Source organism: uncultured Parabacteroides sp. (genome assembly GCF_905196875.1).
Taxonomy (GTDB): domain Bacteria; phylum Bacteroidota; class Bacteroidia; order Bacteroidales; family Tannerellaceae; genus Parabacteroides.
In genome coordinates this window covers 34,310-49,908 of record NZ_CAJJWO010000002.1, presented here as the reverse complement: position 1 = coordinate 49,908, position 15,599 = coordinate 34,310, and the positions used below count along the sequence as shown (strand labels likewise).

General features: G+C 42.5%; 8 protein-coding genes. 1 reads left to right on the top strand and 7 read right to left on the bottom strand.

Translation table 11 applies throughout. The features are described 5' to 3' along the window. Nucleotides 1–99: 99 nt before the first annotated feature. The 3 genes from QZ076_RS01110 to pyrH all read right to left on the bottom strand — a co-directional run bounded on the left by QZ076_RS01110 (nt 100) and on the right by pyrH (nt 3,963). Nucleotides 100–2,811, bottom strand: a complete 2,712-nt coding sequence (locus tag QZ076_RS01110) for a substrate-binding domain-containing protein (protein ID WP_293709538.1) — start codon at nt 2,809–2,811, stop codon at nt 100–102. A 45-nt stretch (nt 2,812–2,856) separates the two neighbouring features. Next, entirely contained in the window at nt 2,857–3,066 is a 210-nt protein-coding gene (locus QZ076_RS01105; RefSeq protein WP_293709537.1) for a hypothetical protein, read from the bottom strand. A 186-nt stretch (nt 3,067–3,252) separates the two neighbouring features. Beyond that, nucleotides 3,253–3,963, bottom strand: a complete 711-nt coding sequence (pyrH, locus tag QZ076_RS01100) for a UMP kinase (RefSeq protein ID WP_122361228.1) — start codon at nt 3,961–3,963, stop codon at nt 3,253–3,255. Nucleotides 3,964–4,340: 377 nt separating this feature from the next. Between pyrH and QZ076_RS01095 the strand changes: the two genes are divergently transcribed. Continuing rightward, nucleotides 4,341–4,565: a hypothetical protein gene (locus QZ076_RS01095; protein ID WP_075559246.1), complete on the top strand. Its 225-nt coding sequence runs from the start codon at nt 4,341–4,343 to the stop codon at nt 4,563–4,565. A gap of 233 nt (nt 4,566–4,798) precedes the next feature. Here QZ076_RS01095 and QZ076_RS01090 read toward each other — a convergent pair whose 3' ends face one another. The 4 genes from QZ076_RS01090 to QZ076_RS01075 form a co-directional block, all read right to left on the bottom strand. After that, on the bottom strand, nt 4,799–8,749 hold the full coding sequence (locus QZ076_RS01090; protein ID WP_293709536.1) for a DUF6383 domain-containing protein: 3,951 nt from the start codon (nt 8,747–8,749) through the stop codon (nt 4,799–4,801). Between the two features lie 917 nt (nt 8,750–9,666). Next, nucleotides 9,667–10,536, bottom strand: a complete 870-nt coding sequence (locus QZ076_RS01085) for an endonuclease/exonuclease/phosphatase family protein (protein ID WP_293709535.1) — start codon at nt 10,534–10,536, stop codon at nt 9,667–9,669. Between the two features lie 76 nt (nt 10,537–10,612). Continuing rightward, nucleotides 10,613–12,211, bottom strand: coding sequence for a RagB/SusD family nutrient uptake outer membrane protein (locus QZ076_RS01080; protein ID WP_293709534.1), 1,599 nt, complete (start codon nt 12,209–12,211; stop codon nt 10,613–10,615). Nucleotides 12,212–12,230: 19 nt separating this feature from the next. Then, entirely contained in the window at nt 12,231–15,509 is a 3,279-nt protein-coding gene (locus QZ076_RS01075; RefSeq protein WP_293709533.1) for a TonB-dependent receptor, read from the bottom strand. Nucleotides 15,510–15,599: the final 90 nt, after the last annotated feature.

Genomic DNA, 15,599 nt, shown 5'->3' with positions numbered 1-15,599 from the left:
TTTCACAACACTATGAAACCATCTTTCATAACACTATGAAGACACCTTTCATAACGCTATGAAGGCCATCGTTACAAAATATCATCTAATGATATAGCGTTACTGATACTCGGTAGGAGTAACATCGTACACAAGCTTAAAGCATTTGGAGAAGTAAGCCGGTGAAGAGAAACCTGTCTGATAAGCAATCTCGCTTACTGTATATTGCTTTTGCTTCAACAGGGCGGCCGCTTTACTCAGACGATAATTACGAAGGAATTCGACAGGCGTCGTTCCGGTCAGTTCTTTTATTTTCCGGTGAAGATGTCCGCGGGACAGGCCGAGCGTATCGCTCAGTTTCTCGACGTTATATTCTGTATCTGCATAGACTTCTTCTATACATTTAATAAAGTTATTCAGAAAAACATCATCCATGTTCTTCACCTTTTCCGGTTCGGTAAGCAGCAACTTCCCTTTTTGCAGCTTTTCAAGCAATTGCTCGCGTAAGCGTTTACGCTCTTCCAGGATACGGATGATCTTCAGCTTGATGAAATTGATCCGGAAAGGCTTCTGGATATATTCATCCGCACCTCCCGACAATCCGAAGTTGCGCTGACGCTCGTCGGAAAGGGCGGTCAACAAAACGATTGGGATATGGCTGGTCGATAGATTTGTCTTGATATGGCGGCACAGGTCGAAACCGTTCATTTCAGGCATCATCACATCACTCAACACCAGCGACACTTCTTCGGTAGCCAAAACCTCCAACGCTTCCTTTCCGTTGGCAGCAAGCAATATCTCAAAGTTGTCCTGCAATTCTTCTTTCAGGTATGTTCTCACTTCTTCATCATCTTCCGTGATAAGAATGGTATAAGGATATTTGACAGCCAACAGCTCTTTCTCGGTAGAGTCATCCAGCCGGGATGCATCATACGCCAAAGGTGAAATAGGCAGTTCGGTTACATAACCATCCGTGAAATGCTCCTTTCCTTTCAACAGAGTCAGGATAAAAACGGTTTTAACACCCGGAGTACTGTCGACAGTGATCGTTCCATGATGCATGTCGACATATTCTTTCACCAGATGGAGTCCTATTCCGGTTCCAACAGCTGTATTTTCCGTATAAAAGCGAGTGAAAAGATAAGGTATATTTTCCTGTTTGATACCGCAACCATCGTCTTCCACCGATAACTGTATTTTATTATCGATTTCGGTCAGGTTTATACGGATCATTCCATTTTCAGATGTGAATTTAAAGGCATTGGAAAGCAGGTTGATCAAGACTTTCTCCATCATTACCGGATCAAACCAGAGGAGACATTCCTTCCGGTCGGCAGTAAAAGTGAAATTAATATGGCGCACGGTAGCCATACTTTCAAAATAAGATTTGATCTCACGGATGAAAGCGACAAGATCCGTATTGCGTATCTTCAGTTTCTCCTGCTTATTTTCTACTTTCCGGAAATCAAGTATTTGATTGATGACCCGCAGCAAATGCTCTGCATTCTTTTGCATCAATTGCAGGTCACGCAGATAAGGGGAGTCATGCATCAGTTTCAATAACTTATCCAAGGGACCGAGGATCAGGGTCAGCGGAGTACGGACCTCGTGGGAGATATTCGTGAAGAATTGTAGTTTCTGTGCTGTCACTTCCTTTATCTCGGCGTTCAGTTGAATAAGTTTTTCACGTTGTTCTTCCTCCTTCCGGTTGATTTCGCGCAGTTCGTGATTGGTCTTCTTCAATTTAAAGTTAATCAGAAAGGTATAGATAGAAAGAAGGACGAAGCCGATCATCAGGATTGAGATAATCAGAAAAGAGTCTTGCAGGAAATTAAAACGATTCAGCAACGTATCGAGATTCGTACGCTGTTGCTCGATCCTTCTTTGGTAATTCTGAAGGCGGGCCGATTGTATCAAGAGAGTGCGGGCGCTGATCTTATCGATCTCTCCGGTTTGCAAAGGGATATACTTATCAACCGGTTCCCCGTTCAGTATCTTCATTGCAGCGCGGATCACCTGTTCGCCTCCGGTAGGATAAAGGAAAGAGACATTGATACGCCCGTCGGCCACGGCTTCAAGTCCGGCTCCCGCCACCGCATCCACTCCAATAATCGGTAACTCTTCCGCCCATTCCGGCCCCTTTTCCACGAAATATTCGCGGGCGGCGATAGCCATCATATCATTGTGGGAATAGACAAAATCTACTTTGAACGGCCATTCCAACTCCTTTAAACGAACTTTGGCCGTATCATACACCCATTCTCCTTCTACTTTACGGAAACTTAAGTCGGACCGCTTCACCAAAGCATCTATAAATCCCTGGTGGCGTTCCTGTGCCGGAGAAGAGCTCGACAATCCCCATATTTCAAGAATTGAAGCCGAAGGAGGAAGATATCTTGCAGCATAACTGCCGGCAGCATATCCGATCGTATAATTATCGGCACCGACGAACGTCGTATACATATCCGTATTCACTTTCCTGTCGGTAATAATGGTCGGAATACCGGCCTTATAAGCCTCTTCCGCTACTTCTGTGATAGGGTTCGATTGAAAAGGAGAGATAATCAGTACATCCACCTTGTCTTTGATCAGTTCTTTTATCTGCCGGATCTGTGTATTGTTATTGCTGTTCGCATCCTTGACTATGATTTCTATATTGTCGTAATTGGAAGCTTCGATCTGCATTTCTTTCACCATCGCCTGCCGCCATGCATCGTCGAGCATACATTGCGAGAGACCGATCACATACTTCTTTTCTTTTTTCGGGGCATTACAACCCATCAGCAATAAAGAAAAGAAAACAGTAATAAACAGATAAATGGCGTGTCTCATGGCTGTTATGAATAGGTTTAAACTCTAAGGCAAAGATAGATAAAATTATTCAGGAAGCTTGTAGTCGGTAATTTCTTTCAATCTTGAAGTATTTATCGCCTCGGCATCATAATCTCCATACCAATATATCGTTGTCGCATAATCCACCTCGCCTTTTACCCAGTTCAACATTTCTATATCGAACCTGAAACTTTCTGAAATGGGAAGGAATAAAAAGCCAAGGCATACCAATGCCACACAAGATTGTTTTTTCATGTATTATCTTCTGATTTATTTTTACATTGACTTAAAGTACAAAAATAGAATAATATCCTCTGAAAAGACTATCACAAATGTCATAAACTCGATAACAATTGTACCATACCTCACATCCGCATATAAAAAAACCTCTTTCTCCATAATGAAGAAAGAGGCCAATTGTCTGTTAAACAGAATAAAGAACTAGTTATGCACCAATGTTCCGATATTTTCCCCGCTCATCACCTTTTTCAGGTTACCGTTGGTATCCATATCGAAGACAATGATCGGCAAGTTATTTTCTTTACACATTGTAGTGGCCGTCAAATCCATTACCTTCAGGCCACGAGTGTATATTTCATCATAAGTGATATCTGAAAATTTGGTTGCCGTAGGATCTTTCTCCGGATCGGCTGTATAGATGCCATCTACGCGGGTACCTTTCAGCATCACATCGGCTTCGATCTCGATCCCTCGCAGGGAAGAACCGGTATCGGTTGTAAAGAACGGATTACCCGTACCGCCGGACATGATTACAACATTACCTTGTTCCAATAGTTCGATGGCACGCCATTTATTATAAAACTCACCGATCGGTTCCATACGAATGGCAGTCAGCACCTTTGCCTTCACGCCTTGTGCTACCAGCGCAGAACTCAATGCAAGGCTATTGATAACCGTTGCCAGCATTCCCATCTGGTCTCCTTTCACGCGGTCGAATCCTTTGGATGCGCCGCTCAGACCACGAAAGATATTACCGCCACCGATCACAATTCCGATCTGTACACCCATTTCGGCAATTTCCTTAATTTGTGTTGCATACTCGTTCAGACGAACTTCGTCGATACCGTATTGTTTCCCTCCCATCAGCGACTCACCACTTAGTTTCAGAAGAATTCGTTTGTATTGTGCCATCTTGTTGTTTTTTGATTTCTAAATGTTTTTCTGCAAAAATACAGTATTTCAATCAGCAAACAATATCAGTAAGGGATTATTCCGGCATTATTTAATAAAACTGTATCGCGTATGAAGCAACACTGTAACGTGGCCGCCCTACATTTGCACCAGACATGAAACACACTTTATTCCTTATTTTGAAAACACTAAGAATTTAAACCAAACCTTCTTCCTAACTTTAGCGTTTCCCTTCTACTTTCAGAGGAAAGAAGCGGGGAAACGTTGTTTTTAAGTTCTCTTGCTTCTTTTTTACTTTTGAATCAAAAACAATACATCCCGACACGATGTTTCATATATAAAGAAACCAAGTAGAATCATTTAAAAATGTAGTAGTTATGAAGAATGTATTAATAGGTATCGCTGCAGGTATTGCAATCGGCTATGTGCTTCGCAAAATGGAGGACGACGGCAAATTCAAATGTATTCATGATGACATGAGTGAATTGGCTGACAGAACAAAAAAGAAATTCAAAGATGCGGTCGACAAAGGCATCAACCAGGCAGAATATGTGGCCGACCGCGTTGAACACCTGGCCGAAAAAGCAAAGCAAAATAAATAAAGGTACCTTTATTTACAAACGAAACCCCGGTAGAATGATCTATCGGGGTTTGTTTTTTATCTGCATTCCCTCTTCACAAAGGTACCGACAGATGAACTTTATTTTATTACTTTAGTATTAATACGGCTACCTGTTCGCCCGTCACGGGGTAATTGGTTGGAGTATAGACGCTGCAAGCAACGTCTATACCAGACAACCGCGTAGCGGTAATTTTAGAATTATTTCATTATTTCTTATTTAACGATTGCTTTAACAGCAGCTTCACCTTCAACAGCAACTACAACTACACCAGCAGGAGCAGCGATTTCTGCATTGTCAGAAGAAAGAACTGTGTTAGCAATAGCCTGACCTAAGATGTTGCTGATTGTAACAGTCTTACCTGCAGCACCCTTAATAGTAACTTTACCGTTACCGGCAACTACAGAAACTTCACCAGCAGTGATAGCATCGTTAGATGTTGCTACTTCTTCAGTCGGTTCGATGTTGAAGATTTCAGTATCGAGGATAGCTTCGTTGTAGTTTGCAGCTTTTGCAATTACAGGAACGCCATTCTGGATCTTGATCCAACCACCCTTACCGTCAGAAGGAATAGGTTTGTCACCAACTGATTCGATCAGGAAGTCACATGCAGGTTTGTCATCAACCAGACGCAATGCGAATACTGCATTCTTGATACCATATTCGTGAGCAGCGTTGATAGAGTCACCCTTCGTGTTCTTGCTAGGATCAGCATCCAAAGTCCATGTTGCCATGTTATGTTTGTTGTCACCCAGGAAGATAGAGTCTGCAGCAACTGCATAAGAAGCCAAGTTCATATCTTTACCATGACGCATTACGATCAAAGTATCACCGATATGTTTTGCCCATGTGAATGACAGACGAGTATACTTTTCATTCCAGATATAATCTTTACCGTTAGCAGCCAACTGTACAGAATCCTGTGCATTAACTAAATAACGACCGATCTTATAACCCTGAGAAGGAACCTTGTGACCGCAATCACCGTGGTTAGCAATATATTCATCTGTATTATGTTCTGGATTATCAGGACACAGCATACCAGCAGGAACTTCTGTTACGTCCACAGCAAACATATACTGAGGCATCTTAGTCTCATTACGTACATAAGCAGTATCTACATACAGAGCAGACAGTTTGTTGTCACCCTTACCTTCTACGCCCAGGAAGTTGATTCCTTTTTCCTTAGAATAAACGCTATAAGCATCTTCATACAGATATTCTTTAGCTGTGCTGTTTACTCTATAGATCTTAGCATACTTGTTAACATCCATATCTTTCAGACCATCTTCAGGATTAGAAACACCCAGACGACGATACAGAGGAGTATCACTTTCTTTCAAAGCGAATGTTGCAATACGTTCTTCTGAACAAGCACCTTCAATGGAGAATCTCTGAGAAGCATCACGCACACCTACACGGTTGTAAGCATTAGTGTTACCACCAACCAAAGCATAATAGCAAGTTGTGTCACCTTCTTCTGAGATCAACTGGTTGTTTTCTTTCAGATAGAAATGAGCTGCATCTTTTACTTCTACAGGAGAAATAGCGTAAGATGCTTCATTGTCAGGATCTTCTACGATGAACTTGTTATCGTTAACCAGCTTAGAGCTATCGTATACACGGATTGCATAAGCTCTGTTATACAACTGAGGAGCAGCAGTACCTTCATAACCGAACTTCTGATCTTTATCCTGAACCGGAACAAGTTCCAAAGTTACTTTTTCACCTTTCAGGTCTACATATACAGTTGTATCAGCAGTAGTTTTGTTTACATTTACATAGTGACCGATCTGAATACCGTTGAAGTAATCCATGATGAATGATTTTCTTGAAAGATCATCCTGTTCCACTACATTATATCCCAGATATTTGTTAGTAAGAACTCCGGCTACCGGTTTCTTAACATCTGCCTTAACCCATGCCAAAGTATCTGTACCAACTACACCTGTAAAGATTCCGTACTGAGCGAAGATCTGACTTGCATCAGCACCTTTATACAACTGAACATTCTTTACATTCTGAGCAGGGAATTCACGGTTATAGATATTTACAGTCTGTTCACCAGCTAAACCAGGATTCTGTTCAACAACCCACTGAGTACGAGGCATGTGTCCGAAGTCCTGAGCCTGTCCGTAAAGCTGAGCTTGTTCTTCTGTTGTATATTCTAAATCGCTACCGCAGAAGCTTGCAACCAAGTATTTACCATTCAAAACTTTCTTCACATTAGAAGCTAAGTTAAAGAAGTAAACGCCTGAAGGCAAAGTAGTTCTTACATATTTAGAAGAACCGTTGATAGTTATCTTCGTATTGATAGTTGAAATAGGAGTTGCACCAGCTTTGTATTCAGAGCTTCCTACTGTTACTTCACGGTGATTGTCAGCCAAAACAGCAATCTTAATCAAGTTTTGTTCGAAAGGCAGATGACTTGCATCAATATCTACGGCTGTGCCATTAGTAGTTTCCAATGCAGCAGCATTAGCTTTCCAAATTCCTAAGTCCTGAGGATTTGAAGCTGAAGTCATCTGAGTCCAATACTTTGTATCCTCTTGTTTCTTTGCAAAACCTGCTGTACGAATCACGATTGAGTCAGAAGACGGATGCCATACAAACTGGAAGTTGAAACGACCATTCAAGTCATTACGAGTGCGATCCAAAGTATTATGAATTTTCTGATCTTTAAAATTCTTTATAGCAAAAGCAAGATGTTTGTTACCAGCCTGACTTGTAACGAAGTTTGTATCAACAGCCAGATAAGTCATCTTTGAAGCATCTGCAGTTTCGTCATTAGCCTTCAAAGAAACCCAACCATCTGACATAGCTGCAGTCTTAAATTCGTCATAAACAACCGGAGTTTTAGCCATTAAAGCAGTTTCTGCTGCTGTTTTTGCTGTTGTATAAGTAGCTACTACAGCTGAAACACCATCAAGAGTAGTTCCTTTTACAATTTTATCCAGTTCTTCTAAGGCTCTAGCCAAGCCTACAGAAGCAGATGTATAGCCAGATATTGTAATATCATAAGCTACTGCCGGATGAGAATACAGTATTGTATTTAATACAGCTTTCACCGCTGAGACTTTCGCAGCATCAACCCCTGTTACTGTTGCATTATTTATAATTGTCTCAATTTCGGTCTTTGCCGTTTTTTGATTATAATTTCCAGCATTAGCTGCAGTAGCAATAGCTTGATAAGTATCCCATACCGCCTTATGATCAGCCGTAAATGTAGCTTCAGGCATTAAAGCTTTAATAGATTTCGCGAACTCTTCAATTACGACGGCTTCCAGATAAGCGTACTCTGTATTAGATAACTCGTTATACTTTGCTAACAAGCTTGCATTACCTGTCAATTCATCCTTACCCGGAGTTGCAGGTGCAGTGAAATTAGCAGGGAAACCTACCGGCGCTACAGCTTTATATTCTTGTTTAGTAAACAAGTTAATTGCTGCAGGATTACCACCCTCAACATCTTTATCAAATGTCAGTTTCAATTTTCCAGCTTCTGTATTAGCCCAAAGCATAGAGTTCAGGTCATCTACACCTAAAACGATAGCTTCCGGATTAACAGGAACAGCTTTTAATTGTCCAGTAACAGTTACCGGATTATTCAATGCATATTTCAATGCATAAACTTCATTAGTTCCTTTTACCCAAGTTACAATAGAGTCATTCTTTGCACCGAAAACAGAGGTCAATTCCTTTTCACCATTCTTAGCAAAACCACTTACAGGATTATAAGCATCCTGCCATTTCCATAAAGCCACATCACCACCAACTGTTGTAGCAGAAGCTGATGCATTTAGCGCTTTCAATGCAGTTGCCGGATTAACAGCCAAAACAGATCTGGTTCCCAAGTTAATGAATGCATAACGATAACCGTCTGTAGCATTTCCCTGTACATCAATAGTCCATAAAGTGTAACGAGCATCAACTGCATCTGCCGTAGTAACAGTCTGCAGTTTATAAGTACCACCAGTAACTGGAACCATTGCAACCACTTCTCCTGCAGTACCAGTCGAAAGCTGATAATAAGTACCAGCCTTGATTGCTTTTGCATACGTAGTTGATGCAGTAGCATACTTAGCATAGCTAGGAGCAGCATTTACAGTTCCAATACTTGTCGCCAGCAGGACGCCAGCTACCAAAGTAGAAAACTTTTTGTTCATAAATCTAAATTTTAATATTAATAATAGTGTTAATGAAATAGTTCTTGTTCAATCGTTTACAGACACTAAACTAATTAGGAGTGACTAGGAAAAACGACCGTTTATTCTCGTCATTCTTTGGGAGGGTAACTCTGTTTGTAGCTAAAAGGAAGAATTTCGTACTAAGTTTGCTATCCTGTTGATAAGAAAGAAGATACAAAAGAGATTTTTTTATGAAAAAGAATTGGAGTTTCAAAACTTATAGCTACTTTTGTTGACGAGAATAAACGGTCGTTTTTCCTAGTCACTACCTTTTGGATACTTAATCCATATATTTCATGCTATTTGCTACTTTTATCCTATTTAATCTTATGCTATATATAATAATGTACACGCGTACCTTATATTTATATCTATAATTTCCGTTATACTTGTTATCAAAGACAATCATCAGATCGTAACAAACTATATATCTATACCTTACAGAGAACTCACTCTTTCTACTTCTACATCACCGACCATCTTCAGAACCTCTTTTCAGGAAGATCAAAACAACTAAGCATTTTCGTCAGGAATACTAAGTTCGAAGCATAGGACAATTATTGGCTTTTCTCAGGTATTTTAATTATGAAAGAGGAGCATTACATAAGAGTAAGGCAATAGTTGCAAAAACGAAAGGTATGCCTTACTTTTTAGTAAAGTAAATGTTACAGGATGAAAATATAGGAAGAAAATGTTTAACTATGAGGTATTTGAGGCTTAAATATACTAACAAATCGGCTTAGTTGTAACGCTGATATTATGCAAAGGAGACAAATAAAGAAAGGTGACGCTATACAAAAAGTACGGCGTCACCTTTACACAGTTTTATATTCAACGGATATATTCCTGCTTTACGGCAGTTGACGCAGCAAGCAGGAACAATTATTTTCTTCCGATTATTCTTTCGGAATAAACATACTGATGCCAACCGGGTAATGATCGGAAAGGTAATCGTTATCGGGGCCATTATAGATTTGAGCATCTATACAGTTGGAACGCAGGCTGTCGGTTACAAAGATAAAGTCGATACGTTCCTGCTGACGGCGCAAGGCATCCCCTTTCGGAGAACTGGCCAATATACGTGTTGGGAACGAATAACGTTGAGCGTCAGCGGTGAACATATAGCAAATATCGTGCAGCGAGGCAGCCATGAAAGTTGATATTACAGCATAATTCTCCAGATGTTCGTCTGTCCAGGAAGCATCGAAAGGGGAATGGGCATTCATATCTCCCATCAGCAGACAGTCGGTAAGCTGGTTATCGGCTATGTAGTTGACAATATTGTCTGCTTCCTGCTTACGTTTCAGGCGATCGGACGGGTTCAGGTGCGTCACCAGAAAGTCCATACCGAGTACTTTGCAATGCAACAAGCCATGTCCGTAACCCTCTATTTTCCGGTCGATTACCTGGATCGGGGTTTTAGATGTAAGGCCGACCGGATAACCGTTCTCCTTTACGATGGCGGCATACGGATGACCATATCCGGCAGCCAACTCTTTCAGTTTGACTTCGGTGAAGCCACAAAGTTCGTTCAATGCCAATACATCGGGCGATTCTTCCTTGACCCAGGCGGTAAAACGGGCGATACGATCTTTGTCCGCACCATCGCTGAATCCGTTCATGATGTTGTAGGAAATGATCTTTACCTTCTGACGATCCGTGCGCCAGTCGCGTTCGTGTGAGTCGGATGTCTGGGCGTAGATACCGGAAGAAACCAGTAATAACAAAAGAAAAAGGACAGACTTGCTGTTAAATAAACGTTTCATTCTGTTAGTTTTTATGTTTGAAAACAAAGGTATATCAAAAAGCGGATAAAACCTTTCGATATACCTTATGACTTATTTAATAACCCGGATTCTGAGGTTTCAGGTTAGGGTTCTTACTTATTTCCGTATTCGGGATGGGCAGTAAGCTCATCTTTTTATCCCAGGTAAAGCCTTGTACTTTCGCCCAGGTCGACTCTTCGATCTTCCAACGGCGCAGGTCGTAACCACGAACATCTTCACCGGCAAATTCGACACGACGTTCGTAACGCAGTTTCTCCATACCGTCTTCCTTACCACTGATGGTAATATCTGGCAAGACTTTACTTTCCGGAAGTCCGGCAGGAATATATTTATCCGGGTGAGCCAGGGCATAATTGCGGGCACGTGTCCGGATCTGGTTGATATACTTGGCACCAGTCTGGAAATCACCGGTCTGTATATAAGCCTCGGCCAGATTAAGCAGGACTTCCGCATAACGCATCAGGATATTATTCAAGCCTACGTTCGTTTCGTTCGGCCCATACCACAAGGTATTTTTCTGGAAGTCGACGCCACCTTCTTTATTCAGTAGCCAGTCCATCGAATAAACAAGCGGTTCGCCTGTCGTACGATGGGTAGAGACATCCAGCGGCGTATAGAAAGTGATATCAAAGCGGGGATCTCTGTTCTTCCAGAAAGCGGAAGCGTCATACAAAGCGTTTACATCCTTTCCTATCGGGTTACCGTCGATCAAGGCGTAAGCATCCCTCAGATTGGCTGTCGGGTTAAAGTGAGTCGTGTAAATCTCTCCACGACACATACCACCGTCTACCGTTCCAAAATAACGGGTCTTCCAGTTTTGCTGGTCTTTACTGAAGGATGCTTCGAAGATGGATTCCTTGTTGTACTCATTCGTTTCCATATAAATGGATTCCATATCCGCCAACAACTCATAAACACCTTCGCCGGCTAGTTTCACAACTTCCTCACCTGCTTTGATCGCATTGTCATAATCCTGGCGATAGAGATAAGCAGCCGATAGAAAAGCATAGGCAGCCCCCGACGTTGCACGCGGAGCATCTTCAGAACCATAAGAGGAGGGCAAATGCTGGGCAGCAAAGGTAAAGTCGGGCACAATCACCTTTTCATAAACTTCATCCACGGAGGAGCGGGCAGGATGTAAAGACACTTCATCCTTCAAATCCACCTGGCTCAGCAAGACAGGCACATCACCATACAGACGGATCAGGTGATAATACCAGTAACCACGGATGAAACGCATTTCTGCAACGATCCGGTTTCTGTCTTCACTACTGATCTTATCGTCCGGCATATTAGATACTTTTTCGATACCGATGTTACAGCGGGCAATACCGGTATAGGCGTTTACAAAAGAGCCTGTTACCAGATAATTGTCGCCCGGATCGAAGCTGCCGCGGGCATAAGAGGCATCGATCGAACCGTTTTGCGTACAATCGTCGGAACATAAGTCCCCGAATATCTGTACACCGGTTGCCCAGAAGCCGTTCAGGGTCTGTAAAGTTTTATAGCAGGCGTTGGCGGCATAAACTGCCTGATCCTTATTCTGATAAAAGTTATCTTCAGAAAGTTCTCCGTACGGTTCCCTGTCGAGGAAATCACTACAGGAAGACAATACGGCCATCAATGCGATTATATATATTTCGAACCTTTTCATATTCTCGTATTTTTACTGTTTAAAACTTAATATTTGCACCAATCATAAAGGTCATTGCAGCTGGGTAGCTGTATGCCCAATTGTTATACTGGGCGGTTCCGCTCCTTTCCGGATCGTATCCGTAAAAGCCTTTACTTGTGATGGTCACCAGGTTTTCACCACTTACGTATACTCTGAACTTATATTTATTGACCACATCGAACGAATAACCTACAGAAAGGTTTTTCAGACGGGCATAGCTCGAGTTCGTCAACAGGAAGTCGTTCATCTGATACATCGAATAGGCACCGCCCCAGATTACTGCCGGCCATTTGCCCGGTGTACCTTCGCCGTTCCAACGGTTTTCGTACCACCATCTTCCGTAATTGATAGCTCCGTCGTTCAACCATTTCTCATAAGGCATAAACTGTTTCTTGCCTAAATCGCCTTGCCAGAACATGGAGAAGTCGAAGTTCTTATATTGTGCGCCCAGCTTGAAGCCGAATGTCAATTTAGGAATGGAGTTTCCCAAGATCACACGGTCGTCCGCATCTATTTTATTATCTCCGTTCTGATCTTTAAACTTGATTGAACCGACAATAGCGCTACCGTATGCAGGCGAGTTGTCGATATCTTCCTGACTGGCATACACACCTTCCATTTCCCAACCGTAGAAAGAGTCGATCGCATAGCCGACCTTGTTGATATAAGTATCACGATGGCCGCCGTCGCGCAGCTCTTCATCCTTACCGTCACTCAGTTGCAGGATCTTGTTTTTCACCGTACTGATATTGGCTCCGACATAATAAGTGAAGTCTTTGTTGATTTTGTCCTGCCAGTTAAGTTCCAGCTCGACACCGCGGTTGGCTACTTTGGCAAAGTTCACATTAGGAGCACCTAATCCCACTGTTCCGGGAATGACTTGTTGGCGAAGGATACCGGAAGTGCGCTTATCGTAATATTCGGCTGAAGCCGTCAGGCGATTGTCCAGCAAACCTATGTCTACACCGGCATTTGTTATAGTGGTTGTTTCCCATTTGAGATCTTTATTCACCAGGTTTTCAACATAGTACCCCGGAACAATGCTATGATTATAGCCACCGGAGCCCATCAGTACACTCATATTGCTAAGGGTGGCAATAGTAGGATATCTGCCGGAAACAGACTGGTTACCCAGTTGCCCCCAGTTCAGACGCAACTTCAGGTTAGATATAGCAGGAACATTAAAGAACTCTTCCTGGCTGATACGCCATGCACCGGAGAAGGATGGGAAGAAACCCCAGCGGTTACCGGATGCGAAACGGGAAGAACCGTCGGCACGCAGATTGAAGGAGAAGAGGTAACGGTCGGCAAAGTTATAGTTGATACGTCCGAACCAGGACATCATGGCCAACTGGCTCTTTGCACCACTGTTGCGTGAGTCGGTCGGATTGGTTCCGCCGTTCAGTATCTGCATATTCTTGGATTCAGACACATAGTCGTAGGCTTTTCCATAGATATCATCATCGGTGGTGAGCTGTTGCGAGAAGCCGGCCATACCGTCGATAGAATGTTTGGATGAGAACTTATGGTCGAAATAAAGCAGATAATCGGTCAGCCAGGTCACATTCTTGCCGCGTGTTTCTTCGTAGCTTGAACGGGTATTTCCATATTTGTCGGCGATATTGTAAGTCGGGGTAAACGACTTCTTTTCATAATAGTTGAAATCAAGTCCGGCATTGATACGGAAGCGGAGAAAGTCGAATATCTTATACTCGGCATAAATATTACCTAATACTTTATAAGTCCGGTGATCCGGATTACTCAAATTTGCCATATAGACAGGATTGATACCGGTTTCACCAGGATGTTTATCATAACCTGGAGTTACCCCGTCAGCTTCATAAAGCGGAATTGTCGGAGAAATATTATAAGCGTCGCCCGCTGCATTGGAAGTTCCATGCTGTAAACTGGTACTCAGGTTGATACTTGTACCGAAGGACAAACGTTCGCCGTATTTGTTATCGTTATTGATCCTGAAGTTTGCTTTATTGTAAGAAGTATTTTCCAGAATACCTTCCTGGTCCACATATCCACCGGACATATAATAAGAAGAGTTCTGGCTTCCGCCCTGCGCGCTGACATTTACATTATAAGTCGGAGCTACACTGAACAGTTCTTTACCCCAGTCGGTTCCCTTTCCGTAAGAAGCAGGCTCGTTTGTAAAATAAGGAGACAGATTACTACCGCTGATCCAGCGGTTCGCATTGGCTATGGCTTCATTCTGAAGTTCTACAAATTCAGCTGCATTACACATATCCAGATAGCGGGTGATACGTTGCAAACCGAAATAACCGTCTACCGAAATACTGCTTTTCTCGGAAACACCTCTTTTCGTTGTCACCAAGATTACTCCATTCGCAGCACGCGAACCGTAGATAGCTGCCGAAGCAGCATCTTTCAACACATTGACAGACTCGATATCGGAAGATGAAATACTTTCCAACCCTCCGTCTGCCGGGATACCGTCGATAACGACCAATGGAGCATTATCGCCAAACGTGCCCATACCGCGGACACGGATATCCGAACTGGCACCCGGCTGTCCGTTGCTCTTCGTTATTACAACACCCGATAATTTACCTTGCAAGGCTTGTGATACGGAAGAACTGGATACGTCTTTCAGATCTTTTGAAGAAACGACAGATACAGCTCCGGTCAGGTTGGCTTTCTTCTGCACACCATAACCGACTACCACTACTTCCTCCAGGTTCTGAGTGTCTTCTTTCATGAGGATACGGATCGAGCTCTGATTTTTAACCGGCACGTCTTGTGCCATATAGCCGATATAAGTAATCTGAAGGGTTGCATTCGATGCAACATCAAGTGTAAAGCTACCGTCTATATCGGTAATAGTTCCGTTGCCGGTTCCTTTTTCCATCACGTTCGCACCGATAATGGATTCACCCTGCGGATCGAGCACAATACCGGTTATAGTCTTCCGGTTGGCTTGTTGCATTACTGCCAACATCCGGTCGTTATTTTTCATCAGGATGATATTGTTGCTTTTCATTGCGTAGACAATATCCGTATTCCGGAAGATTGTGGAAAGGACTTCCTCAACCGTTTTCTCATGGGCACTGATCGATACCTTACGGTTCAAGTCAATATCCCGCTTGTCATAGACGAAATAATAGTCAGTCTGCTTTTCAATATTGGAAAGGATCTCCCCGAAAGGGATTGACTGTGCGGTTATCGTAACCTTCGCCACCTGAGAAGAAGCCTCGGTAGCAAACAGCCCTGTCACACATAAGAAAAGAGCTAAAAAGGTTAGTTTCATAATATTAATTATTCGTTTAATAGGATTTAACAGGGCATAACTATCCCCATCTGAAATATTTTTCATACTTTTAAAATCTGTATTAGTTAG